This window comes from Microcystis wesenbergii NRERC-220, from assembly GCF_032027425.1.
GTDB classification, from domain to species: Bacteria; Cyanobacteriota; Cyanobacteriia; order Cyanobacteriales; family Microcystaceae; genus Microcystis; species Microcystis wesenbergii_A.
Map to the genome: position 1 here is coordinate 1344435 of NZ_JAVSJA010000001.1, position 24878 is coordinate 1369312.

Genomic DNA, 24878 nt, shown 5'->3' on the forward strand with positions numbered 1-24878 from the left:
AAACTCCCAACTTGCCACTTCATACTGTTCACTGAAAACTCACATCTGATAACTGATAACTGATAACTGATAACTGATAACTGATAACTGATAACTGATTTAGCCAAAACGTCCACTAACATAATCTTTAGTTGCTTTTTCTTGAGGATCACTAAAGATTTTATCCGTATGATCAAACTCGACTAGATAACCAATTTTGCCACCTTTATCGGTGGGTTCAGCGTTATAAAAAGCGGTTAAATCCGCTACTCTGGTGGCTTGTTGCATATTGTGAGTAACAATAATAATTGTATAACGTTCTTTTAATTCGTGCATTAATTCCTCAACTTTTAAAGTTGAAATTGGATCCAGTGCCGAACAGGGTTCATCCATTAATAATACTTCTGGTTGAGCGGCAATAGCGCGAGCAATACATAATCTTTGTTGTTGTCCCCCCGATAGGGAGAAACCGCTTTCTTTTAGTTTATCTTTTACCTCGTCCCAGAGAGCAGCTCGACGCAGGGAAGTTTCTACTAATTCATCTAAATCGCCTTTATAACCATTTAATCGCGCTCCGTAAACCACATTATCATAGATGGATTTGGGAAAAGGATTAGGGCGCTGGAACACCATACCGATGTATTTTCTGACTTCGACAGGATCCACCTCTTGAGAGTAAATATCTTGGTTATGATAAAAAACTTTGCCGTCAATACGAAAACCGTGAATTAAATCATTGAGACGATTAAAACACCTGAGAATGGTACTTTTTCCACAGCCAGAGGGTCCGATAAAAGCGGTGACTTTATTTTTGGGAATATCGATGGAAACGTCTCGTACTGCTCGATAATTACCATAGTATATATCAGCCTTATCGACCTTTAAAACAGTTCCTGTAGAATGGGAGTTAGAGTTAGTTAGCATAAATTATTTACCTTGAATTTGGCTAATTGAGGAATCAGAAAGATAGGTAGATTTTTACTTAAATATCCTTTTGACTTTTAACTTTTTCCTTGACTTAATAGGTTTTCTGGCGCGTGGCTAAACGGGATAAAATGTTAGTTACTAACACCAAAAGCACCAGAATTAAAGCACCGGCCCAAGCTAATTGCTGTTGAGGGGCAAAAGGGGCAGTAGCAAAGTTGAAAACTAAGACCGAAAGGGTGGCAATCGGTTCAAAGACACCCCGGGGCCAAAAGTTAGAGAATAATGCCGTAAAAATTAAAGAGGCCGTTTCTCCAGCAGCCCTAGCAATTGCTAAAGTAACACCGGTCAAAATAGCGGGAACTGCCGCAGGAAGGACGATTTTTAGGACGGTTTGGTAGTTATAGGCCCCTAAACCCATGGCCGCCCAGCGGATGTCTTGGGGAACGATTTTTAAAGCCTCATCGGTGGTTCTAATAATAGTGGGTAACATTAACACCGCTAAACCGATCGAACCGGCAAGGGCAGAAAAGCCTAAAAGGGCTGTTCCTTCGCCAAATAAGGGCGCAACTAGCAAACCGTAGGCGAAAACCCCGACAATAATCGAAGGGACACCCGCTAAAACGTTGGTAGCGAAGCGCACACCCTGGGCAAGTTTGTTATCACCGCTAAATTCCGAAAGATAAACCGCCGCTAAAACGCCGATGGGAACGGCGATCGCCGTAGCCAGGGCAACAACGATAATTGTCCCTAAAATGGCGTTAGCGATGCCTCCTCCTCCTAACCCCGGCGGTGGCGGTAATTTGGTAAAGAGATTGGCGTTTAAACGGCCCACCCCTTGCACAAAAACGAAGCCTAGGACGGCAAAGAGGGGAATCACAGTAACAGCTAAACATAAAGCCGAGAGAACGGTCATAATTGTCCCCAATAGCGATCGAGGACTACCCGGTTTCTTTTTGAGATTATTGCCTAAATTCGCACTATCCATATCAGTTATCAGTGAACAGTAATCAGTTATCAGTAATCAGTGAACAGTAAACAGTAATCAGTAAACAGTGATTAGTAAACAGTAAACAGTGAAAAGTGAAAAGACAGCAGTAAACTGCCATTTGATGATGATCACTTAATACATACTGCTCACTTAAAACTCAAAACTTAAAACTGATAACTGATAACTGATAACTGATGGCTTAATACTTAGCTTTGACGCGATTAACGATTAATTCGGCGAAGATATTGACTACTAGGGTCAAAACCAACAGAACAAAACCCGCATACATTAAAGCTGATACTTGCATTCCCGAGGCTTCGGCGAATTGGTTAGCCAATAAGGAAGCGATCGTGTTAGCAGGGGCGAGAATAGAGGCACTAATGCGGTTAGAATTGCCGATAATCATCGTTACTGCCATGGTTTCCCCTAAAGCGCGCCCTAAAGCTAACATAATCCCCCCGACAATCCCAGAAAAAGCGGCAGGAATTAAGACTCGAAAAATCGTTTCCCAACGGGTGGCCCCCAAACCGAGGGAAGCTTGCCTTAGATCCGGCGGTAAAGCGGCCAAAGAGTCGCGAGAGATAGCGATAATAATCGGCAGGATCATAATTGCTAAAATAACCCCCGCCGGTAACATCCCAGGACCCCCTAAAGGAGTACTAAACAGAGGAATCCAACTAAAATTAGCATTTAACCAGTTACCAAGGGGTCTGAGGATAGGAATCAATACAAAGATACCCCATAATCCGTAAACAACACTGGGAATAGCGGCCAAAAGTTGTACGAGAAAAACCAAAATTGTCCGCGCATTTAAGGGAATAAAATCTTCGCTTAAAAAAATGGCCGAACCGATACCGAGGGGAACAGCAATCAGGAGGGCAATCAGAGAACTAACGAGAGTTCCGTAGATAACGGGCAGAACTCCGAATTCTTCCCGACCGCGCACGGGATTCCAAGCACTACTGGTCAAAAATCCCAGACCAAAGGTTTGAATCGCTGGTAGGGCCCGAATAAAAATAACTAGGGCAATTAGGAGCAAAATTAGCCCAATAGCGATGGCAAAAGCGGTAGTTAATCCCACAAAGCCTTTATCGAGGATTTTTTCCGATTCTGGACGTTCTTTAAAATTTGAGTCGGGCGAAACTGTGGGCGCACTCATGATTAGGGTTAAAATCCAGCTAGTTTGAGGTAGCTAAGGTCGAAATTGGCCTTTCTACACTATTATTGTAACTTTGAATACATTTTTTCGGGGACTAATCCACCTTGATCGTGTAATCAGGATAGATGACATCGGCAGCGGCGGCTACTCGTTGGCGGACATTTTTCGGTAGGGGAATATAACCAAGGGCGGCGGACTGTTCCTGTCCCTGATTGAGTCCAAATTCAATCATCGCCTCCATAGCTAAAGCTTTTTGGGGATCGTTGTATTTTTTATAAACCAACATCCAACTATAGGTGACAATGGGATAGGAATTTTCCCCCGGCGGATCAACGATAAAAGCCCGCAGATTTTCGGGTAATTCCACCGTGGCTAAGGTGGCAGCGGCGTTAGTTTCATTGGGGATAACGAATTGACCGGCTTGGTTTTGTAAAGTGGCCATGGGCAGGTTATTATTTTTAGCGAAACCGTACTCGATATAGCCAATCGAGCCTTGATTTTGTTGAATTAGGGCGGTTACACCCTCATTACCCCTACCACCGAGAAATTTACCTTTTTTGGTGGGCCATTGTACGGCTTTTCCTTCACCGATACTTTTTTTCCATTCGGGACTAACGGCGCTTAAAAACTTGGTAAAAACTCCCGTTGTTCCGCTACCGTCTGCCCGGTGAACTACGGTAATTTCTTGATTGGGTAGTTTTAAATCGGGGTTATCGGCGGCGATTTTGGCATCGTTCCAACGGGTAATCGTGCCTAAAAAGATGCCTATATATGCTTCCCTGCTTAGTTTCAGCCCTTCTACTCCGGGCAAATTATAAGCCATAACGATGCTTCCCGCCGTCATCGGTAGCAGTAAAACCCCGCGGCTAACTCTGGCCATATCCTCGTCACTCATGGCCACATCGGAAGCGCCAAAATCGATCGTACCTTGAATAAATTGTTCGACTCCCGCCCCGCTACCGGTAGATTGATAGTTAATTAGCAGTTTAGAAAATAGTTGATTGATGGTGACAAACCAGTTTTGATATAGGGGTGCAGGAAAAGAAGCGCCCGCACCATTGAGGGCGACCTCTCCTTGCAGAGGAACTTGGGCGATTCTATTGCTTCCCTCTCCACTGGTTCCCGCCGTATCGCCGCCCCCACAAGCGGTTAAAGTCGCTGTTAGAGTCACTAGGGATAAGGCTGTTAGTAAATTGGTCCTGTTTTTGCTGGGCATAGGATTAATTTTGATCCGTAAACTGCCTTAAATCTTACGCTAAAAGTTACCACTGCTTGGTAAAGAATAGGTTAAGAAGTGAATAAAAAAAATATCATGTATTGTCAAGAAAAATTTTCTCGATAACTAGACAAAAATCTCAACTTCTTTTACCATTTATTTTGAGTGAACATTAGTTTTCAGTTGCTGGTTATAATTAAATTAAAAATGAATTTTAGGTTCGATCCCCCCTGCCCCCCTTAATAAGGGGAGGCCGATCCCCCCTTAATCCCCCCTTAATAAGGGGGGTGTCTGAAAGTTTTCAATACCTACCTACTTAAGTCACGGTAAAGCCGCTAACTTTTCCTGTTTAGATAGGGGTTTTCTCTTTCCCTATCATTATAGGGACGTAAAAACAACAAAGAAAAGATTAAGGTTTACAGCCAACACCTAACGCCCTTTTTTTACTTTTTACTTTCTCCTTTTGACACCTATGCTAGAAATTTTTACTCAGCTATCACGTCCCACCAAAGTAGTGGCAATTGTCCTGGGTACTGCCCTAATTTTACCCGCTTGTGCCAATATTAATCCTCAAGACCTAAAACCAATTAAAATCGATGGTTCGAGTACCGTAGCACCAATTACCAACAAAGTTCTCGAAGATTTTAAAGCTAATACCCCTAACAAAGTTTTGGCTGATGTTAAAATTGACGCTAATATTTCAGGAACCGGCGGCGGTTTTAGAAAATTTTGTGCGGGAGAAACCGATATTAATAATGCTTCTCGGCCGATTTCTGTGGAAGAATTAAAAGAATGTGATGCTAATAAGGTAAGATTTATCGAACTACCGATCGCTTTTGATGCTTTGACCGTGGTAGTCAATCCCCAAAATAACTGGGTTGATGATATTTCGACTACAGAATTAAGAACTATTTGGGAACCCGCGGCCGAGAATAAAATCAAACGTTGGAATCAAATTAATCCCGCTTGGCCTGACCAACCGATTACCCTTCACGGACCGGGTAAAGATTCCGGAACCTACGATTTTTTTAGTGAGGTAATTAACGGCAAAGATGCCAGTCGTGGGGATTTTAACTTTAGTGAAGATGACCAAGCTTTAGTTAATGCCGTTAGTCAAGATACGAACGCTTTAGGCTATTTTGGCCATGCTTACTATGAACAAAATCGGGATAAATTAAAAGCTTTGAAAGTTAACGGTATTGAACCAACTCGCGGCAATGTAGAGGATAGTAAATATCAGCCTTTATCTCGTCCTTTGTTTATTTATGTTAATGCCCAAAAAGCCCAAGAGAATCCCGCTTTAGAGAAATTTGTCGAATATTATCTCGATCGAGTTCCCAATTTATTAGATAGTATTGGTTATATTCCCCTACCGGATGAGGCCTATCATTTGGCACGGGTACAGTTGCAAAAATTTGAGGTAGGAACGGTTTTTAATGGCCGACCTCAACCCAATTTAACCATCGGGGAATTACTTCGTAAACAAGCCCAATTTAAAGCTAAGTAACGATTCCCATCTGGAAAATATATAAGGATTTTCCTGCTCCTATCTGCCCCCTACTATAGCAAGAGGTTTGCCAATTTAAAGCAACAGAGATACAGAAAAAAAAGAGGGGATAAACCCCCCATTCAGCGTATCAATAAACTTGTTAAGTAGCTAGACACAATTAATTACACATATCTAACTACTTTTTGCCTTTTGCCTTTTGCCTTTTGCCCATCTTAACCAAGAAATTAATTTTGCACGACTACTTAATTAACCCTTCGGTGTCGCCCCAAATTGTTCGATGAGGATAGAAGTTAACAGCGATTTTAGATCTTCACAGGGAATCCCTTTTTGTACACAGCTGCCCAGGTGGGCATCTTTACCCACTTTACCCCCCATGTAGAGGTCAACTCCTTCCACGGTTTTGCCGTCTTTGCGCGCTTTTGTCCCCATCAAACCGATATCGGCCACTTGGGGTTGTCCGCAGGAGTTAGGGCAACCGGTCCAGTGCATACGCACACCCTGGGGAATATTTAATTCGGCATCTAACTGACGAATCAAGTCCACAGCCTTATTTTTGGTTTCAATCAGGGCAAAATTGCAGAATTGCGCCCCCGTGCAAGAAACGAGCGCTCGTTGTAAAGGAGTGGGATTGGGGGTAAACTTAGCCAGTAAAGGCTCGGTTAAAAGAGTCGCCATATTTTCAGCCGCTATATTGGGAATAATCACGTTTTGTTCCACGGTTAAACGTAATTCTCCGCTACCATACACTTCGGCAATCCGGGCTAAATCGAACATATCATCGGCAAATAGACGACCAACGGGAATACAAAGACCGATATAGCTCAATCCCTCCTGTTTTTGGGGAAAAACTCCTAAATGATCTCGTTTTTCCCAGTCAATAGCGTCTTTTTCTGCTGCCGTTGCCAAGGGATAACCTAGGTGATTAGCCACCCGAGTGCGGAATTCCTCAATTCCCCACTCATCAATTAACCACATTAAACGGGATTTTTGACGATTGGCACGCAATCCGTTATCGCGGTAAACTTCCAAAATCCCTCGGCATAAATCCACCACTTCCTGATTCGGTCTCACCCAAACATTCATGGGAATTGCCGCTTCACAGCGTTTAGCCGAGAAAAAGCCGCCCACCACGACATTAAAGCCTAATTCTCCCTCTTTATAGGCAGGAACAAAGGCAATATCGTTAATTTCCGCATGAACCGAATTATCCCGGCCCCCCTCGATGGCAATATTAAATTTGCGGGGCAGATTGGTAAATTGATAATTACCTTGACCGTAGTTGGTAATCATATCTTGGACTTTTTGGACTAATTCCCTGGTGTCAATTAATTCATCCGCGTCTAGTCCCGCCATGGGTGAACCGGTAATATTTCTAACATTATCCATGCCCGATTGTACCGAAGTCATGCCCACGGATTTTAGTCGTTGGAAAATATCAGGAATATCTTCGATACGAATACCGCGTAATTGTAGGTTTTGACGAGTAGTAATATCGGCATTGCCATCATCGCCGTAACGCTGCACGATTTCCCCTAAAACTCGCATTTGCTCACTACTGAGAATGCCGTTAGGAATCCGCAAACGCATCATAAATTTGCCCGGGGTGACGGGACGATAAAAAACCCCCACCCATTTTAAGCGATGTTCTAAATCGGTTTTATCCATCGCTTCCCAACCGATTTGGGCAAAATGATCTAGTTCATCTTTAATGGCTAATCCGTCTTTTTCGGCTTTAAATTTCTCGAATTTATTGAGAGTTGTTCCATCTTTTTCAGGTGCTTGTACCACGAATCTATCTCCTTACTGGTCTGTGGGTGTAATTGTTCTAGTTGGTGCGGGTTAGAAATGAAGAAATCGGGATTTAACAATAAGTATTCTTTAAAATACCGTCGTCATTAGCAAAAATTTAGTAATTTACCTAGTCTCTATTTGTTATTTAATTCTTTTTAACTTGGATAATTTTGTATTGTCTGTAACAGAAATCCTTTAACCATCGTGTTTAAGGATTTCTGTCATGCAGTAAGTGCATTGAGATGGGGTGTGGGGTGTGGGGTGTAGGGTGTGGGGTGTGGGCTTCGGCCGTGAGCTCAGCGTTCGACAAAAGCTCACGGCCGAAGCCTGTCTCCTGTCTCCTCTGAATTGTCCTAGGTGAGAAACTTAACCAACTCCTCTAATTTTTGCCAAGCTAACCCACTGGCTAAAATCTCGCGAGCGAGGGCGAAACCGGCAGCATGATCGCCAAAAGTGACCTTTTCTGCCACCTGTAGGGCAAGAGAGGCATTAATCGCCACAGCATCCCGTTGAGGCGGCGTTCCCCCCCCTTGCAGGACATTTTTGAGGATTTCGGCATTTTCTGGCACTTCCCCGCCTTTAAGGGCATTTAAACTGGCTCTGGGGATAGTAATTGACAAGGGATCGATCGCCGACGAAATCACCTCGCCATTATTTAATAAAGCCATATCGGTCAGATCTCCTAACCCCACCTCGTCGAGTTTTTCCCGGCCGTGAACAATAATCGCCTTTGGGGTTCCCATTTGTGCTAAAGCTGTGGCCATGGGGGTGAGAAATTGCCGGTCATAAACACCGATAACTTGACCTGTGGGACGGAGAGGATTAACTAGAGGGCCCAGAAGATTAAAAACCGTGCGAACTTTCAGGGTTTTGCGGAGATTAGCCACACTTTTCAGGGCTGGATGCCAACCGGGGGCAAAAAGAAAGGTCACTCCCACCCCATCTAAAGCCGCCGCTACTTTCTCGCTAGGGGCGCTTAAATTAACCCCAAGATATTCTAAAACATCGGCCGAACCGACTTTACTGGAGGCCGAGCGATTGCCGTGTTTAGCCACTTTTACGCCCCCGGCGGCCGCCACAAAAGCCACGGCAGTGGAAATATTAAAGGTTGAGGCCCCGTCACCGCCGGTGCCACAGGTATCGATAACGGGAGTAGTATGGGGTTTAGGGTCTTCTAAGCGAGATTGTTGCCGTAAAACTCCGGCCATTCCCGCTAATTCGGCGGCCGAGACTCCTTTTGCTTGCAAAGCCGCTAAAATCGCCCCCGATAAAACTTCGGGAATCTGGCCGTTTAACCATCCGGTCATTAATTCTTCAGCTTGGTTAAGGGAAAGGGATTTTTGATCGAGTATTTGCTGCAGTAGGTTTGGCCAGTCTGGAGTGGTCATCGCTGTTCCATTGGTGTGGGGATGGGGCGATATACTATCATAGCGGTTTGTCTGGAGAATTGATCGCTCCTAGTAATTTTTACTTTAAATCGAGCAAACCCTGTTCTTTTAACTTAGGATTAAAACGAATTTCCATCTGTACTCCCCGTTTTTCTAGGGTTGATAAAATATCGTTTTCTACTCGTCTGGATACCTGTTTTAATAACTTGATTTGCCCTACTTCGTCAGCACTTTGATAAATTTCTTTTTCTGTCTCAGTCATGGCTAATTTAGCATCAATTGGTTCTGTCCAGAGTTTTTCATTGCCGATTACTGCCTGACTTTCTCTTAGCCAAGCTTGTTTAATCGATTCGAGAATCGTCCGATTAGGACGCTCGATCAACTGTATTTTTAGCCAATAACAAGCTTGGGGCTGTCGGGCAAGATGTTGTTTTAAACTGAGATAAATATCACGAGAATAGCCGACAAACTCTAAGACTTGTTCTCGCTCAAAAATGGCATAAACCCCGATTTTTCCCTGGAAATCAACACAGATATTACCGGTGGTATCTAGGTAGGGAATATATTCTAATTGTTCGAGATTAGCAAAAGTATCAGACTCATTCATAATTAATCGTCGCTAATTGGTTGGAGATAAGTAGGTAGGTGTTAAAAACTTTCAGATACCCCGCTGATCAAGTAGGGTTGATTCAAGGTAGGGTTGATTCAAGGTAGGGTTGATTCAAGGTAGGGTTGATTCAAGGTAGGGTTGATTCAAGGTAGGGTTGATTCAAGGTAGGGTTGATTCATGAATCAACCCTACCCGTTTAAAATTGTACCAAAAAGTTTTAGGCTAAATTAGTCCCCAAAAATGATCAATTCTCAATGCCTACTGCTTCTCTTAACGAAATTGTTCACGCGGCCCTAAGTGGTCAAGTGGTTTCTTTTCCCACGGATACAGTCCCCGCTTTAGCGGTTTCTCCCCCCTATGCTGCCTTAGTTTTTGCCGCTAAAAAACGGACTTTTGATAAACCTTTAATTCTCATGGCGGCCTCAGCAGCAGATTTATGGGATTATGTCAAGGGAAATCAGGAAGAAAGGGAAATTTGGCGGCAAATGACCGAAAAACACTGGCCCGGCTCCCTAACTTTGGTTTTACCTGCTTCTGAAAAAGTACCAAAAGTTCTTAACCCTAAGGATACTAGCACGATTGGTATCCGAGTTCCCGCTCATGCGATCGCAAGAGAAATTCTTGGTCGAACTGGTGTTTTAGCGACCACAAGTGCTAATCTGTCAGGACAAGAGCCTTTATTGACTCCAGAAGCGATTATGACTACTTTTCCCTCGGTGACGGTGTTAGCTCCCACAGAAAGGCAAGCATGGGGAATAATCAATAGTGGACAACCCTCCACCGTCGCGCGTTGGCAATGTCAAAGATGGGATATCTTACGACAAGGGGCAGTTTTTCTGTAAATATGGACGATATTGACGCTTTAAAACGGGAATTACAGCAAACTCGCCTCGCTTATCACATGGCTGTGGCAATTAATCACCTCAAAAGCAGTTTTTTGGGACGGGTTGCCCACGAATTGCGATCGCCATTGAGCAGTATGATCAGTCTCCATCAAATGATTCTCGCCGATCTTTGCGAAAGTCCGGCCGAAGAAAGGGAATTTATCGCCCAGGGGCAACTGGCGGGCCGTAAACTGATGGCAATGCTCGATGAGATGATTAATCTCTCGAAGCTAGAGTCTGGTACTATACCTCTGGAGCGAGAAATTTTTTCTTTAACTAAACTCTGGCAAGATTGGGCAAGTTTAACCTATTTACAGGCAGCTAATCGCAATATTAAGCTTAAATTTAGTCCTTTAACCGATGATATTGCTATTATTGCCGATTATCAACGTTTATCCTCCGCTTTTGTCCTTCTCGTCGATGCAGCGATTGCCAACTTAGCGAGTGGCTCTATTTGTATATCGGTAAGCACTCTTGACGAGAAAAAAGTCACTATTAGTCTAGAATTTCCGGGTGAAATCCCTCTTTGGCAAATGCCAGAAATTTCCCCTTTGAGTTTAGAATCAAAGCCGGAAGAAGTAAAACAATTTACTCAAGCTCTCGGTCTTTCTCCCGGTCTTAAATTCCAGTTAGCGAAGGGAATTATCGAAGTATCGGGGGGGGAAATGAGCTTAGATCAAATCGATAACAATAGTCAGGACAAGCTCACAGAGATCGTTTTTTCTTTACCTCGATCGCCGGACAGGAAAACTCCTCGGGATAACGATTAAATAATACCATTGTCGTCGTGGCGTTGCTTTGGAAACCAATGCGCTGGTAAAATTTTTCTTGGTTAGTAGTCATCAAATAGACTCTTTCCACCCGATTTATTCGGGGATGGGCCAAAACTGTTTCTACTAATTTACGCCCTAAACCCGCTCCCTGATAATCGGGATGAACGATCACATCCCAAATAGTTGCCCGATAAATGCCGTCAGAAATGGCGCGAGCAAAACCAATTAATTGCGGATCATTCCACACCGTCACCACCGGATCACTATAGTCAATTGCGGTTTCTAAATCTTCTAAACGGCGATCAATTGCCCAAAATGCGGTTAAATTAAATAATTCTCGTAGTTGCAATAGATCTATCTTGCTTTTATCCTCGTCAAACTGAATCTGACTACAATCAATCATGATATTTCCTTAGTCTAAGACTAAAAAATAGGGGAAGATATAGGGACGAGAAAGAGGATTCATGCTCCCTCGGGCTAATTTATGAGCAATTTTCCCTAATCTATTGTGTTTGATTATACTAAATGTCTAAGATAATCTCTAGTTGATTTATCGTGATTTCTTGACAAGTTATTAATCAGTGATCAGTGATCAGTTATCAGTGATCAGATGAGAGTTTTCAGTTCACCTGATGGTTCTTCGGTTTGTGTGATGCAATGGACGGAGTTCTAAGGGATGAAATCCTTACAGAGAAAGGCATTCTGCGATTTTTGTCAATTTCGCTCTAGAACGAACTAATCAATTAACTCTCTTGTCAAATAAGGATTTAGTCGATTTAGGCCACCTGATCGAACCATACCAAGTAACGAAGAACCTAATTAATTGGCAAGAGTTCTAATTAGGGCTGGCTGAAAATTACTGGAAGCCTTACTAGAAAACGATTTTAGGACTTTTTTAGCTAAAAAAGTGCAGGAAACAAACGTTGAGAAATCGATCCGAGGGACTCAAAACCCTGGCACTTTCCGGAGGCGATTGCAAAGGGTTCTGCTTCCCAGTGCGCGAGGTCATTCTGTTATTCTGACCTCCCCGACCGACTCCCCAGACTCCTGACTCCCCAGACTCCTAACCCCACCAACAAACTTTTTGCCGCAAACCCTAATTATAGCGCCAGTTTTCTTGCACTTTAACTTGATTAAGTTGTCGCAGTTTAGCAATAGATTCAGCAATGATATTCATAGAATATTTACATAGATGATGATAAGTTTTGAGTAGAATCATTAGTAAAATTTTTACTGACGCTAGTTTCTGCTCGCGTATAAATATAGGTTTCAGGTTCTTTTAATTTTTCGGTCTTAAATATTTTTTCTGCTCTTGCCCATAAATCTGTATCTTCTCCATAGATCATGTGTTTAAATCCTTGCAATTCAAAAAATACCTTTCTTTTGCCGAAAAATGTCGGTCCTAAAACACATTTTTTTAAGTTAATTAATTTGTCTGATTGATAATAATCTGCAACTAAAATATTATCTTCGCTGAAAAACCCTCCTTCAATCAAGTCAATTTCTGGATGAGCTTTCATATATTGTAATCGTGACTCTAAATGATTAGGCTTATAAGCATCGTCACTATCGAGAAATGTCAAATACTTACCAAACGATGCCTGTATTCCTGCATTTTTGGCATAACATTGTTTTTTATTTTTATGCTTTAAATAACGAATGTTATTGTATTTCTCAAGATAGGGATTAACAACTGCAAAAGTTTGATCACTGCTACCATCATCCACTATTACAAGTTCCCAATTGGTAAAAGTTTGATTGAGGACACTATCAATACCTTTATTCAAGTAATGAGCGCGGTTATAGGTACAGACAATAATGCTAATTTCAGGATTAATATCAAAATTGATCGGACTCATAAGACACTCCCAATTGTAAGTTTTGTCAGTTGTTATTTTTGAGCGACAATACAGGTAGCTACTGGAAAATCAGGATGAAAAGCATCTAATTCTTCAGTAGTTAATTCTTCGGTAGCTATGCCATGATAACTAGCTATCACACTAATAGGATTGCCATAAACATATAATTTTTGCTGGGAGAATTTTCTAAACATCCAAGCAAAAGCATCTGGTAAAGGCCGCCAATAGTCCCTAGGTATAGCATGAAGTCTCTGTGCACTAGGAACCATGACAAAACATTTCCCCCCTGGTTTTAACCAAGTGTAAATATTTTCTACAACTTGCCAAGGTGCATAACAATGTTCCAAGACATTAAAAGTAATAATAGAATCAAATGACTCTGGTTTGATGATAGAGCCATCGTGAGCATCACCGACTATATCTATTCCTAAACCTGGTTCTATATTCATAATTTGATATGATGAACCTAGGTTAATTCCATAGAAGTCTTTATTTGTACCACCAATTTCTAGAATTTTTCCAACTATTTGTGGTTTGATTTCTTGGATAAATTTGTTTAAATAATACCGATCAACTGGTTTCCCCCTAGTTAAACCAAATACATGACAGATGGGAACACTTTTTTTCAAATCTCCCCAGTTGAGAGAATGGGTAGCAACTGATAATAAACCTATTTTTTCTAGGTAGATCACTAATTGGCAAAAACTCTCAAAACTATTGATTTGTTCTAAGTCATTGATCAGGTTAGTTTTTGCAAAAAACTGGGTTAATACTTGGTAAGTATTGTGGCTTAATGGTGTAAGCTTATATTCTTCGTCTTTTTCAATAAAGCCGCAAAAACCTTTACCAAAAAGCGTGAGGCTTTTATCTGATAAAAAGATGATAGCGTTGTTGGTTAAATGTTGATATTTTTCTATTTCTGTAGTAACTTGCGCGTTAATTGGTGCTGATTTGACTTGTTGAAATATTTGATAGGCTGATTCAAGATCATGTTCATGTACAAATATTTCTAAAATAGTTAACCAAGATTGGTAAGGAATAATTTCTGGTGAGCGTTGACTCCAAGTAAAGATAGCGTTTACTTGGGAGTTTTCAATTTTTAAGAAGGCGTTGGGTATATATTTTCTAGTCATTTTGTTTGTTTCAGTAAAGATTGATTTTGACGACTTGTCAATTTTTTGCTTTATTTTAACCTATTTGAGATTACCTCCTCAATAATATCCACAGCACGAGGAACCCCTCCCGCTTTTTGGATAGCAGTTTTTAATCTAAGTGCATTTTCTTTATAAGATGGTTGCGTTAGCACTTCTTGAATAGCTTGGCGTAATCTATTGATTGTCAAACTTGAAGGAGTAATAAATTTCCCGACGCCACTCCAAGCAATACGGGTAGCCACTCCTGCTTGATCATTAGCAATAGGAATAGCTACTATAGGTACACCATAAAACAGAGATTCTAGTACCGTATTTGTTCCAGAATGGCAAATAGTCAAACTGGCTTTTTGTAATAATTCTAATTGTGGTGCATATTTAACGACGATGGGATTTCCTGGTAAATTAGGTAATGCTTGAGTTGCTAATCCACCTCCTAGGGCAATTACTAATTGTGTATCTAAACCTACACAAGCTTCAGCAATTTTATAAAAAATATGAGTGAGGCGATTTTGCAATGTACCCATTGAAGTATAAATTAATGGTTTATCATTCAATTTTTCATAGGGGAAATCAATTGTTTTTCTCCCTGTAGAATCAAAGTGAGGTCCGGTAAAATGGAGAATTCCGTTTAAATCATGTCTGGGGTATTCAAACTCTGCTGGTTGTTGACTAATAATTGCTAACTTAGAAACAGAATAGTAATCATTAATATTTCTGCAAGCAGGCATACCATACTTTTGGCGATATGCCGAAATCACTTTGTAAATAGGTTGGGAAAAACGAGAAATTACTCCATATCCCAAACGATTACGCAATCTTGCCCACCAAGCAGGGTTATATTTCCAGGTTGTAAAAGCTGGGGGAATAGTATTATCAAAACCATTGACTAGCGCCGAAGAAGCTGTCACAAAGGGAATTTTAAGGAAATCAGCAACAGTGCTACCACCGTATATACATTCATCAATTATCAGTGCTTCTATTCCCGCATCTTTAATCACTTGTGGAGCATTAAGTAAAAATGAAGCTGTTGTTTTTTCAGATAAACAAATTGTGTAACGCAATGCCGCTAACCCAGTGAGTTTTCCTAGCTCTTCATAAAATTTTGCCGTTGTCCCTACAGGAAAATCAACTGGTGAAATAGCGCGAAATTCTAAACCAGCAACTTTGGCATTTGCTTCTGCATCAGGCATACCTAATACTGTCACACGATGTCCTCGTCTTTGGAGTTCGCGTCCCAAAGTATTCATTGTGTTTAAATGTCCAGTAGCGGCTGGACAGATAGAGCCAAAATGTGTCATGATTTTTTCCTTTGTTTAATTATTAAAAACTATTTTTTCGCTACACTATCTTATCAACTAGCATGGGTATCATACCAAGGTTCGATAACTTGAAATTTTTCTAACAGCTTTTTGCCGAGATTGACCTTATAAATAAACCCATTCATTCTAAATATTTGATAGTACAAAAAAATGCGTTTGTAGAGATTGATAGCTTGAGTTTCTGAAAGCCATTTTCCTGGTGTTTCTTCTCCAAAAAGTCCGCTGGAACCAAATTCAAATTGATGTTCAAAGTATTTACCTTCTTTTTCCGGGAAAGGACACACTTGTTGGGATATTTTCCGTTGGTTAATAACTTTAAATTTTTGATACCCAAGTTCTTTCAATATTTTAAACTCTTTTAGCAAATTATTCCAAGACGTTTTATCTGATTCTATGGATATAAATTTTGGTTTACTGTCGAATTGCCGTAAGGCTTTAACACATAACAAGTCTGCCCCTTCAATATCAACTTTTAGATAATAGGGAATCCCAAATTCTTGTAAAATGTTTTCAAATTTAGCACTTTTTACCGTGATTTCCAGGGATTTTGTCCCATAGAACTCGTTTCTTTTCACCCAATCTGGAGAAATTGTCCCCCAAACACTATGATTTAGGTTAGTATAGAAAATAATCTCACCTTCTTGTGGGGCTATAGCCAGATTCAGAAGTTGTAGTTGACCATCATTTATATAGGATTGTAGTCTATTTTTTGTGGTTTCATAAAGCTGAGGATCAGCTTCTATACCCACTACGCAAAAACCTTTTTTTAAATAGTATTCAGTATCTTCGCCCTGATGAACACCAACATCTATGATTAAGTTCTTATTCATGATCAATTTCTGAGGACAAGACAAAAGGCTTGAAAAGTAGGCGGGAGTAGGTTTGATGAAACATAGAACCAATCTCCACAACCCTATGAACCAGTATAGCATCTAAAGCAAGCCCTTCAACCCCCTAACCGTGATGAGCGTATGCGCTTCCTCGAAGAGATGGTAAAAATTTTTCCCACCGCTGAGATTCGTTGTCTGGGTGGGGACTGGGAGTTTGTCGGTCAAGCTTGGTTACCTTATCTTCTCCTGGAACCTTCCCTGTTTTTCCGAATCCGAATTCCAGCTACTGACAAGTAAGTTAACAAGGGAAAACCGCAATGACAATTCATGTAATAAAATCGGTTAGAATCTCATCTGGTTCATCGTCCATGTCATCCTCATCTAATTCATCAATAAAATCGACAGCAGCAGAAAAATTAGCAGCAGCTAATGTCAAAGACTGCTGAGATTGCAGTTGCGCCAGGAGTTGTTCGAGATTTTTTAAGCGAAATGATAGAGAATCAACCTCTTGTTTGAATTCATCAATCTTGTTAGTTTTAGCCTGCAATAACTTCAATTCATCTTGAAGAATTGGCAATAGACCTCTTGCATAATTTTTTTATGGTATGATATAAGGTTTTGCTTTTTTCTCAATTCTTAGATTGAAGTGGAAAAAAGAATAAAATGTGATCTTAGGTCAGGAAATCATCTATAATTTTGCTATGTTTATTAGCAAAATTATGGATTATCAAAACTTATCAGATGAACAATTCAAACGCCGTTTCGGTGTGTATAAACAAACCTATAGAAAGATGGTAGAATCAGTAAAAAGTGTTGAAGCCGACTCTAATTCAGCGTTCGGCTGAGCGTTCGACAAAAGCTCACGCGGCTCGACTGAGCTCGCCGAACGTCCGAAGTCTCACGGCCGAAGCCATCTAAAAGGGGACCGAAACCTAAACTATCTATAGAAGAACAAGTTTTAGTAACGTTAGAATATTGGCGAGAATATAGAACATATTTTCACATTGGTACAAGCTGGGAACTATCAGAATCAACTATAGGTCGGATTGTAAATAAGACGGAAAAAATGCTTTTACAATCGGGAAACTTCCGTTTAAAAGGAAAAAAAGCTTTACTCAATCAAGCAGAGATACCGGTCGTAACGGTAATGGATGTAACGGAAACTCCCATTGAACGCCCCCAAAAGAAACAGAAAGATTTTTTGGGGGGTAAAAGAGGTTATCATACTTTAAAATCCCAATTAGTAGCTGATCAAAATACAGAGGAAATTATCTGTGTCTTTTGTGGGAAAGGCAGAGGTCATGATTTTAGTTTATTTAAAAAAAGTCGAGTTCGTTTTCATCCTTTAACTACCAGCATAGAAGACAGTGGTTATCAGGGAATATCTCAATACCATAGTAATAGTTATACACCAAAAAAGAAACCTAAAAATAGAAAATTAACAGACTTATAAAAGGAGTATAACAAGGCTTTAGCCAAAGAAAATATTATCATTGAACCTATAAATAGGAAACTCAAAATCTTTAAAATCTTATCCTGTAAATATCGGAATCGTCGTCGAAGATATAGTTTAAGAGTTAACTTGTTGGCGGCTATTTATAACTGTGAGTTAGGGATAGGTATAGCAGCTTCTTAAAAGTTGCCTAAAGATTAATCAAGTCAAGGAGAATTTATTCTCAATTATAAAAATTGAGATAGTTTGTGCCGCTTAAATAAAGAGGTTTTCATAACCAAATTAAAGCATATCTAAAGAGTTTTGAGTTAAAAGTAACACTTCAAGTTTTCATTCAGAACAAATATACCAATTAACTGATTTTTGGGGTAAAATTAGTTGACCAATCATTATAACATATAATTAATTTGCAAGAGTTCTACTGATCACTGAAAAAAGCTCCCCACACCCCACACCAATGCTTAACAATCAAAGAGCTTCGCCGGTGTCTGTAATTTGTTTAGGGGAAATCCTCTATGATCTAATTGCCGATCAGAGCGATCGCTCTATAGAGCAAGTAACTTCTTGGACAACCTACGCCGGGGGTGCGCCGGCAAACGTGGCCTGTGGATTGCGAAAATTGGGCATAAATTCGGCTTTTATCGGTTGTGTGGGCAAAGATCAACCTGGAGAACAGTTAATCGCCTTGCTAGACGCTCTCGGAGTCGATACCACTGGTGTACAGTATCACCCCACCCTACCCACCCGACAAGTTTATGTCACCCGCGATGCTGGGGGAGACAGACATTTTGCGGGTTTTGGCGGCAGAAAAACGACTGATTTTGCCGATACTGCCCTTAATGCTGACCTATTGCCCGAAAATCTCTGGAAAAATGCCGATTATCTAGTGATGGGAACCCTAGGGTTAGCCTATCCCCCGGCGAGAGCTGCGATGATGCGCGCCCTGCAATTGGCTAAAATTTACGGGGTGAAAGTATTGATCGATATCAACTGGCGACCGGTTTTTTGGCCTAATCTTGAGGCTGCCCCTGATATCATTCGAGATTTTATCGTCCAGGCCGATTTGCTCAAATGTAGCGAGGAAGAAGCAGCATGGTTATTTGGCACTGATAACCCGGGAGAAATATCATCACAATACCCCAATTTAGTGGCAATTCTGGTTACTGGCGGCGCAAAAGGTTGTAAATATCATTTAGGCAAAAATAGCGGCACTGTCGAGGCTTTTCCCGGGGAGGTGGTGGATACAACCGGGGCGGGGGATGGCTTTGTGGCGGGTTTTTTGGCTCGTGCCGGTCTTGGAGGCGATAAAATTGGGGAAAATGCCGATTTAGCCCGTAAGGCGGTGATTTATGCCTGTGCGGTGGGGGCAATGGTGACAAGGGGGGCAGGAGCGATCGCATCCCAACCGACTCGGGAACAGGTGGAGGAGTTTCTAGCGGCCTTTGACTCCTAGAAATTATACTAGGGTTTGCTGAAAAAGTTTGTTGGTGGTGGCAGGGTGTGGCCCCCCAACCCCCCCGACATCGGGGGTGTGGGGTGTGGGGTGTAGGGTTTTACCAGTTTTGAGGTGGCCAATTACCTAATTTTCAGGGGAAAAGTACCTGAATTTCCCCCCCCAATCACTCCCATATCCGGTAATTTTTGATTGACAAAAGGCCTAAAAGTCTTATCCAACAAGGTTTTTAGATTTATTCAGCAAGCCCTATACTAAATCCGGTTATTAAAGACTGATTATTTATTCCCCCTTTTGCATGAGTGCCTTTTGCCTTTTGCCTGTCCTGATATATAGCCTATACTCAACGGATTTAGTATTAGTTATCTCCTGGAGCAAGCCAGATTACAATAAGCTGCCCGCGCATTTAAATTGCTTGTTGAGACGAGGCAAGAGGCACTCTTGCAAGAGGCAACAGTAAAGGGATTGGGGGAGATTCGGCTAATCTTAAGAATAAGCGCTTTAAATGCGTCTTAGCTTATCATCGCACGGGAGAAAAAGCCCGATTATTTGATGATGTTTATTATGGGGCGGGGACTTGGAAATAGCCACGACGAGTGGTAATGAAGGCAGAATGGTTAGAAAAAGGGGCTAACCCTAGATTTATCGTTACCAATTTACTCACAGACGCCCAAGAACTCTAGGATGATTTTTATGTCCAAAGAGGAGCTAGTTCGGAGCATAGAATTAAAGAATTAAAACTAGGAATCAAAGCTGACAGACTCAGTTGTCAAAAATTTATTGTCAATCAGTTTCGTCTGTTTTTGTCCCAAGCTGCTTATATTTTGCTGCTGGGGATTCGGCAAGCAGCACCGGGGACAAGATTGGCAAAGGCGACAGTTTCTCGTTTAAAAGAAACTCTTATTAAAACTGCGGCAAAAGTTAGTTTTTCGGTCAGAAAAGTATTAGTTGAGTTAGCAGATAATTGTCCATTTGCCTATGAAATTAGTCTAATTTAACAGCGAATTTACAGTGGAGTTCAATTGATTTTTTCTTCAAGCCAAGCCTTCCTAGTATTATTGTATCTAAATGACAATTTAAGTTGCTTTTTTAGGCTTTAATTGTTAATTTTGTGCGGTTGATTAAGGATTTTTACTTACTTATTTAACCCCCCAAAAAAAACTGGATGTAAATCCAGTTTGTCTGGTTCCTTGTTTTTTGGTTCATGAATAATGCCGGTTTAGGCAATCCCCCGATTTTAAAGAATTATGATTATGACTCGATTGATTTATTACGTCGCACTTTTCACGAGAGGGAACAAATTGACAAAAACAAAAACTCTTTGATTAATCAGCTTAGACAGCGATTATGTTGTGAATACCCAGAAATCGCCCAAAGAGACTTTGATTATATTGGAGTTAATGGGTTTAATCCCAGTTTAGGACATATTGCCGGATTAAGAAATAACTCGCGCATTAAAAACACGGTTGGCACTGGAATTAGTGAGTTTAGTCAGCTATTAGCTAAGGATATTGTCGCCTATCAGGATAGAATTGTAGACAAAGAACAGCAGTTAAGCGAGATTCTAGAACTGGAACAATTTAAGCTTTATTGCCAAGTATTTGACCAGTTTCTTTTTGGTACGGTGACTAAAAGCTTGTTGCTTTTACACTGCTATCCTATCGAGAGATTTTTGGTCAAAGGTAAACCCTACTTTAGAGGTGATCATGACATTAGCTTGAGAAAATTTCAGGCTTATCTAGGCTTAGGATATTCCTAAGTACCTAAGCAAAATTAATTACACATATCTAAACACCTCTTGCCTCTTGCAAGAGTGCCTCTTGCCTATCTTCACTAGGAAATTAATTTTGCACGACTACTTATCAGATTTCTGGTGATACCTCAGCAAAACAAGACAAGGTGAAAAAGTCCAGGAAAGGTTCCGACTTAATGCGCTCTCACTTGTATGCTCACGCACTGGTGACTATTTGCCCGAATAAACCCGCTAAAACCGACATTATTGGCAAGCTTAAGCATTCTTGGCTCAATCCCCGCATTCATATCTATTACGACCACGAAAATGGTCAAAGAATCGAGAAAAGGAAAGAGTTACCCAGTTTTAAGGCATTGGGTAAGGATGGGCTATGTCGCTTGCTGTTTTACGAGACTAGGCTTTTGTATCAGCTTTTAACCCGCAATTTGGTAAAGTGATGTGTGATCCGGAATGGAAAATTAAATTATACCAATTTTCAATAATCGTGACTAACATCTGAGAGCGCAATTCCCTTCTCAGAGAGCAATTGCGCTTTGAAATGATCAACTAAGTCTGTCATTACTTTTGAAAAATGATATTAGGTTCAGAAATCCTGATTTTTATCCATCGTCCGGGGGAAGATTTTTCTGATTTGTTGAAACGCTGGCGCGAAACCCAAATATGTTTAGATAAAGAATATGAATGGTTAATGCCACCCAGAGAACAACAGATGTTTATAGCGTTTTTCAGTCTGCTGAGGTACAAAAGTTATGGGTTTTAGGCAAAAGGCAAGAGGCAAAAGTCAAAAGGGAAGAAAAATATGTGTACCTCACTAGCTTATAGCGGTGTGCAGTCGTATTAGGTACAGTGTCACAAGCTATAAACCATGCTAGGCAAAGCTTGGTCTGTATCTCACTCAAGCGCTTACCGCTATAGTGAAGGTGCTGAAACAATTCACCCTTTATTTGTGGTTTTTGATCAAACACCTGAGAGGATTAAAAAGGGTTTAAAAGGGGCTTGTTTACCCATGGTTGTTCAAAGTTATCGGCCAGCTTTGATTGATGATTGCTTAGAATTAGTCGATCAAGATTAGTTGACTCTCTGGGGTTAGTATAAAGGGAACAGTTGACAATGGTTAAGTCCCTAAAATCAAGCGCTGACGATGGCAATTAAGCAGCGAAATTTCCTGTCCAGAGACCCGTTCTAACATCTCGACGATATGATCGGGCTGTAGTAAAGTGCCATCATTGCGACAACTGCCCACATAGCACAAAACGGCTTGTTTGTCAACAGTTTTTAACTCTAATTCATATAATTGTTCTCGCAGATTAATCGTGACTTTTTTGCCGGATTTGGTGGTTTTTTCCCGTTCCATCACCGTTGCTTGCTTAATCGCCTCGATCCAATTTTGCCATTGTTGGCAGTCAATTCCCTCACTGTTAAAAGTGAGCAAATACGCAGCTTTTTCTAACAAACGGGTGGCAGCGGGGGCATTTAAGGGAATTTCTTCCACCTGATAAACCGGCAAATCTGCGGGTAATTGCCCGCTTAACTGCCGTTTAAAAGTCTCTAAATCGATTACTTTTGTCAATTCAAAATCGACAATCTCACCGCTACTGGTTGCTCCCAAGGATAAAGCATTAGCGATCGAAATGCGCGGACCGGGGTGAAATCCACCGGTAAAGGAAATAGGAATAGCAGCCCGACGGACGACGCGATCAAATAAACGCACCAGATCCAAGTGGCTAACTAGGGCCATTTCGCCAATTTTGCCAAACCAAACCCGAATTCTTTGGGCGCGTTCTTGATTGGGTTGAAAATGTCCGGCAAAAGCGGGAATCGGAGGCGCTTCAATGACGATATTATGGCCAAAATCGACGCTACAAACGCCACAATGGGAACAACCCTCAAAAGAACAATCGGGAACCGTTGCCGCGTCTAGGGCGCGTTTTAAGTCCTCCTCTAGCCATTTTTTATCGATACCGGTATCCAGATGATCCCAGGGCAAAGGACGCTCTAAAACATCTTTGTCTGCATCGGCAAAAATATTCCATTCTCCCTGTTCTATCTGACGATATTTCCAGGTTAAACCGGATTCTTCGATCGCCTGTGACCATGCTTGATAGGCTTTTTCTGTATTATCCCACCAAGCATCCATCCCGGCTCCCAATTGCCAAGCGCGCAGCACCACTTTCCCTAAACTTCTGTCACCGCGACCGATAAAATCTTCCATAGCCGAGATGCGGACATCGGTATAATTGACTTTTACCCCTCTCATGCCTTGGAATTCCTGTCTTAATAACTCCTGTTTGCGGATAAATTCGGCCGTGGAGACGGAATGCCACTGGAAGGGGGTATGGGGTTTAGGGGTAAAATTCGAGATAGTTAGGGTAAAATCGAGGGGTTTCCGCTTCGGTAAACGACATTCCCGACGCAACCAGCGCACCGTTTCCACGATACCGATGACATCCACATCGGTTTCCCCTGGCAAACCGATCATAAAATAGAGTTTGACCTTATCCCAACCCTGTTCGACGGCAGTTTTTATGCCTCTGAGTAATTCTTCGTTGGTTAACCCTTTGTTAATTACATCGCGCATTCGTTGGGTTCCCGCTTCCGGTGCAAAGGTTAAACCCGATTGACGATTGCCCCCAATTATGTTAGCAATATTTTCGTCAAAGCGATCGACTCTTTGACTGGGTAAGGATAGAGATATATTCTCATTCTGGAGACGGTTTTTAATCTCCATACCCACGGCAGGTAAAGCTAGATAATCGGAGCAACTGAGAGATAATAGAGAAAATTCGTTATATCCCGTCGCTCGCATTCCTTTTTCAATCGATTCGATTACTGCTTCCGGTTGCACATCCCGCGCAGGACGGGTTAACATCCCCGGTTGACAAAAACGACATCCCCTAGTGCAACCGCGACGAATTTCCACCACTAGGCGATCGTGAACCGTTTCCACGAAGGGAACTAAACCGATAGAATAGGCTGGGATAGGAGTAGCTACCCGGCGTAAAATTCTTTTCGGTACATCGTCACGATTGGGGATAACTGCACCGATTGGGGTGACATCGTAGAAACGCGGGACATATACCCCCGGAATTTGGGCTAAATCTAGTAATAGTTCTTCTTTGCTTAGATTAGCTAGTTTACCTTCTTCTAAAATTAAACCGATTTCTGGCAATAATTCTTCGCCATCACCGAGGGCGATAAAATCAAAAAAGTCGGCGTAGGGTTCGGGGTTAGAGGTGGCAGTTTGTCCCCCGGCAAAAATTAGCGGATAGTTACCCGCATCTCTTTCTCTCCAAGTCAAGGGAATTGTCGCTAGGTCGAGCATTTCTAAAATATTGGTGGCTCCTAGCTCATAACTGAGACTAAAACCCAGAATATCAAAATCGGTGAGGTAACGACGGGATTCTAGGGCAAATAGGGGGGTTTTTGTCTGTTTGAGTTTTTGGGCTAAATCCGGTGCGGGTAGATAAGTGCGATCGCAGAGTTGGCGGGGTTGAGCATTGAGGATATTGTAGAGGATAATATGGCCGAGGTTAGATGCCCCCACTTCGTACACTTCTGGATAGGTTAACACCCAACGAACCACAGCACTTGCCCATTCTTTATGTTTAGCACCTAACTCGTTGCCCAAATAACGCGCTGGTCGAAAAATGTCGGGGGTGAGCAGTTGGTCTAAAGCAATAGTCACGGCAATCTACCTCAGATAGCGTCAGCAATGGGTGCTTTTCTACTATAGCAGCCAGAATCGAGTCAGTTATCAGTTATCAGTTATCAGTTATCAGTTATCAGAGTTCAGTTCACTGATTACTGTTTACTGTTCACTGAAAATACTTCC

General features: G+C 41.6%; 22 protein-coding genes and 3 pseudogenes. 11 read left to right on the forward strand and 14 right to left on the reverse strand.

The features are described from left to right. Positions 1-99 precede the first annotated feature (99 nt). The 4 genes from pstB to pstS all read right to left on the reverse strand — a co-directional run bounded on the left by pstB (position 100) and on the right by pstS (position 4269). Positions 100-903 (reverse strand): phosphate ABC transporter ATP-binding protein PstB, encoded by an 804-nt coding sequence (pstB, locus tag RAM70_RS06490; protein ID WP_045359646.1) that lies wholly within the window; start codon positions 901-903, stop codon positions 100-102. A 94-nt stretch (positions 904-997) separates the two neighbouring features. Continuing rightward, entirely contained in the window at positions 998-1891 is an 894-nt protein-coding gene (gene pstA / locus RAM70_RS06495; RefSeq protein ID WP_045359648.1) for a phosphate ABC transporter permease PstA, read from the reverse strand. A 202-nt stretch (positions 1892-2093) separates the two neighbouring features. Then, on the reverse strand, positions 2094-3053 hold the full coding sequence (gene pstC, locus RAM70_RS06500) for a phosphate ABC transporter permease subunit PstC (protein WP_045359649.1): 960 nt from the start codon (positions 3051-3053) through the stop codon (positions 2094-2096). A gap of 94 nt (positions 3054-3147) precedes the next feature. Beyond that, a complete protein-coding gene (pstS, locus tag RAM70_RS06505) occupies positions 3148-4269 on the reverse strand; it encodes a phosphate ABC transporter substrate-binding protein PstS (RefSeq protein ID WP_045359650.1) in 1122 nt (373 codons plus the stop codon). 472 nt (positions 4270-4741) lie between these two features. Between pstS and RAM70_RS06510 the strand changes: the two genes are divergently transcribed. After that, the gene (locus RAM70_RS06510) at positions 4742-5776 is read left to right on the forward strand and encodes a PstS family phosphate ABC transporter substrate-binding protein (protein WP_045359651.1); all 1035 of its coding nucleotides are present in this window, start codon (positions 4742-4744) and stop codon (positions 5774-5776) included. Positions 5777-6025: 249 nt separating this feature from the next. Here the strand turns inward: RAM70_RS06510 and RAM70_RS06515 are convergent, their stop codons facing one another. The 3 genes from RAM70_RS06515 to RAM70_RS06525 all read right to left on the reverse strand — a co-directional run bounded on the left by RAM70_RS06515 (position 6026) and on the right by RAM70_RS06525 (position 9565). Further along, positions 6026-7567, reverse strand: a complete 1542-nt coding sequence (locus RAM70_RS06515) for a ferredoxin--nitrite reductase (protein ID WP_287999606.1) — start codon at positions 7565-7567, stop codon at positions 6026-6028. 356 nt (positions 7568-7923) lie between these two features. Further along, positions 7924-8958 (reverse strand): anthranilate phosphoribosyltransferase, encoded by a 1035-nt coding sequence (gene trpD, locus RAM70_RS06520; protein ID WP_045359654.1) that lies wholly within the window; start codon positions 8956-8958, stop codon positions 7924-7926. Between the two features lie 79 nt (positions 8959-9037). Beyond that, complete coding sequence (locus RAM70_RS06525; protein ID WP_045359656.1) at positions 9038-9565, reverse strand: GIY-YIG nuclease family protein; 528 nt, start codon at positions 9563-9565, stop codon at positions 9038-9040. A 257-nt stretch (positions 9566-9822) separates the two neighbouring features. Here RAM70_RS06525 and RAM70_RS06530 point away from each other — a divergent pair, with 257 nt between their 5' ends. Beyond that, complete coding sequence (locus RAM70_RS06530) at positions 9823-10410, forward strand: L-threonylcarbamoyladenylate synthase (RefSeq protein WP_045359658.1); 588 nt, start codon at positions 9823-9825, stop codon at positions 10408-10410. Next, positions 10365-11222: a sensor histidine kinase gene (locus tag RAM70_RS06535; protein ID WP_052426714.1), complete on the forward strand. Its 858-nt coding sequence runs from the start codon at positions 10365-10367 to the stop codon at positions 11220-11222. The genes RAM70_RS06530 and RAM70_RS06535 overlap by 46 nt, the downstream gene beginning before the upstream one ends. On the opposite strand, the gene RAM70_RS06540 is transcribed toward RAM70_RS06535, so the two are convergent. The 5 genes from RAM70_RS06540 to RAM70_RS06560 all read right to left on the reverse strand — a co-directional run bounded on the left by RAM70_RS06540 (position 11158) and on the right by RAM70_RS06560 (position 16387). Next, entirely contained in the window at positions 11158-11628 is a 471-nt protein-coding gene (locus RAM70_RS06540; protein ID WP_045359662.1) for a GNAT family N-acetyltransferase, read from the reverse strand. The genes RAM70_RS06535 and RAM70_RS06540 overlap by 65 nt on opposite strands. 781 nt (positions 11629-12409) lie before the next feature. After that, positions 12410-13084, reverse strand: a complete 675-nt coding sequence (locus RAM70_RS06545; RefSeq protein WP_265795416.1) for a glycosyltransferase family 2 protein — start codon at positions 13082-13084, stop codon at positions 12410-12412. A gap of 32 nt (positions 13085-13116) precedes the next feature. Further along, positions 13117-14217 carry a methyltransferase domain-containing protein gene (locus tag RAM70_RS06550; protein WP_045359666.1) on the reverse strand — a complete coding sequence of 367 codons (1101 nt, stop codon included), beginning with the start codon at positions 14215-14217 and terminating at the stop codon, positions 13117-13119. Positions 14218-14267: 50 nt separating this feature from the next. Continuing rightward, positions 14268-15536, reverse strand: a complete 1269-nt coding sequence (locus RAM70_RS06555; RefSeq protein ID WP_045359667.1) for a glycosyltransferase — start codon at positions 15534-15536, stop codon at positions 14268-14270. Between the two features lie 53 nt (positions 15537-15589). Next, positions 15590-16387, reverse strand: a complete 798-nt coding sequence (locus tag RAM70_RS06560; RefSeq protein ID WP_052426715.1) for an FkbM family methyltransferase — start codon at positions 16385-16387, stop codon at positions 15590-15592. Between the two features lie 126 nt (positions 16388-16513). On the opposite strand from RAM70_RS06560, the pseudogene RAM70_RS23070 reads away from it, so the two are divergent. Then, positions 16514-16681, forward strand: a pseudogene (locus RAM70_RS23070) (IS4 family transposase); the annotation flags it as partial. A 31-nt stretch (positions 16682-16712) separates the two neighbouring features. On the opposite strand, the gene RAM70_RS06565 reads toward RAM70_RS23070, so the two are convergent. Beyond that, on the reverse strand, positions 16713-16964 hold the full coding sequence (locus RAM70_RS06565) for a hypothetical protein (protein WP_045359669.1): 252 nt from the start codon (positions 16962-16964) through the stop codon (positions 16713-16715). 124 nt (positions 16965-17088) lie between these two features. Here RAM70_RS06565 and RAM70_RS06570 point away from each other — a divergent pair. From RAM70_RS06570 to RAM70_RS06600, 7 genes and pseudogenes are all read left to right on the forward strand, one after another. After that, positions 17089-18023, forward strand: a pseudogene (locus RAM70_RS06570) (IS5 family transposase). A gap of 274 nt (positions 18024-18297) precedes the next feature. Next, positions 18298-19293 (forward strand): carbohydrate kinase family protein, encoded by a 996-nt coding sequence (locus RAM70_RS06575; RefSeq protein ID WP_045359672.1) that lies wholly within the window; start codon positions 18298-18300, stop codon positions 19291-19293. A 512-nt stretch (positions 19294-19805) separates the two neighbouring features. Continuing rightward, positions 19806-20291, forward strand: a pseudogene (locus tag RAM70_RS06580) (transposase); the annotation flags it as partial. 206 nt (positions 20292-20497) lie between these two features. Beyond that, positions 20498-21052, forward strand: a complete 555-nt coding sequence (locus tag RAM70_RS06585; protein WP_045359676.1) for a hypothetical protein — start codon at positions 20498-20500, stop codon at positions 21050-21052. 140 nt (positions 21053-21192) lie between these two features. Beyond that, on the forward strand, positions 21193-21483 hold the full coding sequence (locus tag RAM70_RS06590) for a hypothetical protein (RefSeq protein ID WP_312672905.1): 291 nt from the start codon (positions 21193-21195) through the stop codon (positions 21481-21483). Positions 21484-21617: 134 nt separating this feature from the next. Beyond that, a complete protein-coding gene (locus RAM70_RS06595) occupies positions 21618-21806 on the forward strand; it encodes a hypothetical protein (RefSeq protein WP_045359677.1) in 189 nt (62 codons plus the stop codon). A gap of 105 nt (positions 21807-21911) precedes the next feature. Then, positions 21912-22118, forward strand: a complete 207-nt coding sequence (locus tag RAM70_RS06600; protein WP_045359678.1) for a hypothetical protein — start codon at positions 21912-21914, stop codon at positions 22116-22118. 42 nt (positions 22119-22160) lie between these two features. Here the strand turns inward: RAM70_RS06600 and RAM70_RS06605 are convergent, their stop codons facing one another. Continuing rightward, complete coding sequence (locus RAM70_RS06605) at positions 22161-24731, reverse strand: TIGR03960 family B12-binding radical SAM protein (protein WP_312672907.1); 2571 nt, start codon at positions 24729-24731, stop codon at positions 22161-22163. Positions 24732-24878: the final 147 nt, after the last annotated feature.

Excerpts from the sequence above, each read along its gene's own strand:
- pstB (WP_045359646.1), bottom strand. The coding sequence starts at position 903 with ATGCTAACTAACTCTAACTCCCATTCTACAGGAACTGTTTTAAAGGTC.
- RAM70_RS06540 (WP_045359662.1), bottom strand. The coding sequence starts at position 11,628 with ATGATTGATTGTAGTCAGATTCAGTTTGACGAGGATAAAAGCAAGATA.
- RAM70_RS06525 (WP_045359656.1), bottom strand. The coding sequence starts at position 9,565 with ATGAATGAGTCTGATACTTTTGCTAATCTCGAACAATTAGAATATATT.
- RAM70_RS06530 (WP_045359658.1), top strand. The coding sequence starts at position 9,823 with ATGCCTACTGCTTCTCTTAACGAAATTGTTCACGCGGCCCTAAGTGGT.
- RAM70_RS06585 (WP_045359676.1), top strand. The coding sequence starts at position 20,498 with ATGAATAATGCCGGTTTAGGCAATCCCCCGATTTTAAAGAATTATGAT.
- RAM70_RS06545 (WP_265795416.1), bottom strand. The coding sequence starts at position 13,084 with ATGAGTCCGATCAATTTTGATATTAATCCTGAAATTAGCATTATTGTC.
- pstA (WP_045359648.1), bottom strand. The coding sequence starts at position 1,891 with ATGGATAGTGCGAATTTAGGCAATAATCTCAAAAAGAAACCGGGTAGT.
- RAM70_RS06600 (WP_045359678.1), top strand. The coding sequence starts at position 21,912 with ATGCTAGGCAAAGCTTGGTCTGTATCTCACTCAAGCGCTTACCGCTAT.
- RAM70_RS06550 (WP_045359666.1), bottom strand. The coding sequence starts at position 14,217 with ATGACTAGAAAATATATACCCAACGCCTTCTTAAAAATTGAAAACTCC.
- RAM70_RS06535 (WP_052426714.1), top strand. The coding sequence starts at position 10,365 with ATGTCAAAGATGGGATATCTTACGACAAGGGGCAGTTTTTCTGTAAAT.
- RAM70_RS06510 (WP_045359651.1), top strand. The coding sequence starts at position 4,742 with ATGCTAGAAATTTTTACTCAGCTATCACGTCCCACCAAAGTAGTGGCA.
- RAM70_RS06560 (WP_052426715.1), bottom strand. The coding sequence starts at position 16,387 with ATGAATAAGAACTTAATCATAGATGTTGGTGTTCATCAGGGCGAAGAT.
- pstC (WP_045359649.1), bottom strand. The coding sequence starts at position 3,053 with ATGAGTGCGCCCACAGTTTCGCCCGACTCAAATTTTAAAGAACGTCCA.
- RAM70_RS06595 (WP_045359677.1), top strand. The coding sequence starts at position 21,618 with ATGATATTAGGTTCAGAAATCCTGATTTTTATCCATCGTCCGGGGGAA.
- pstS (WP_045359650.1), bottom strand. The coding sequence starts at position 4,269 with ATGCCCAGCAAAAACAGGACCAATTTACTAACAGCCTTATCCCTAGTG.
- trpD (WP_045359654.1), bottom strand. The coding sequence starts at position 8,958 with ATGACCACTCCAGACTGGCCAAACCTACTGCAGCAAATACTCGATCAA.
- RAM70_RS06575 (WP_045359672.1), top strand. The coding sequence starts at position 18,298 with ATGCTTAACAATCAAAGAGCTTCGCCGGTGTCTGTAATTTGTTTAGGG.
- RAM70_RS06555 (WP_045359667.1), bottom strand. The coding sequence starts at position 15,536 with ATGACACATTTTGGCTCTATCTGTCCAGCCGCTACTGGACATTTAAAC.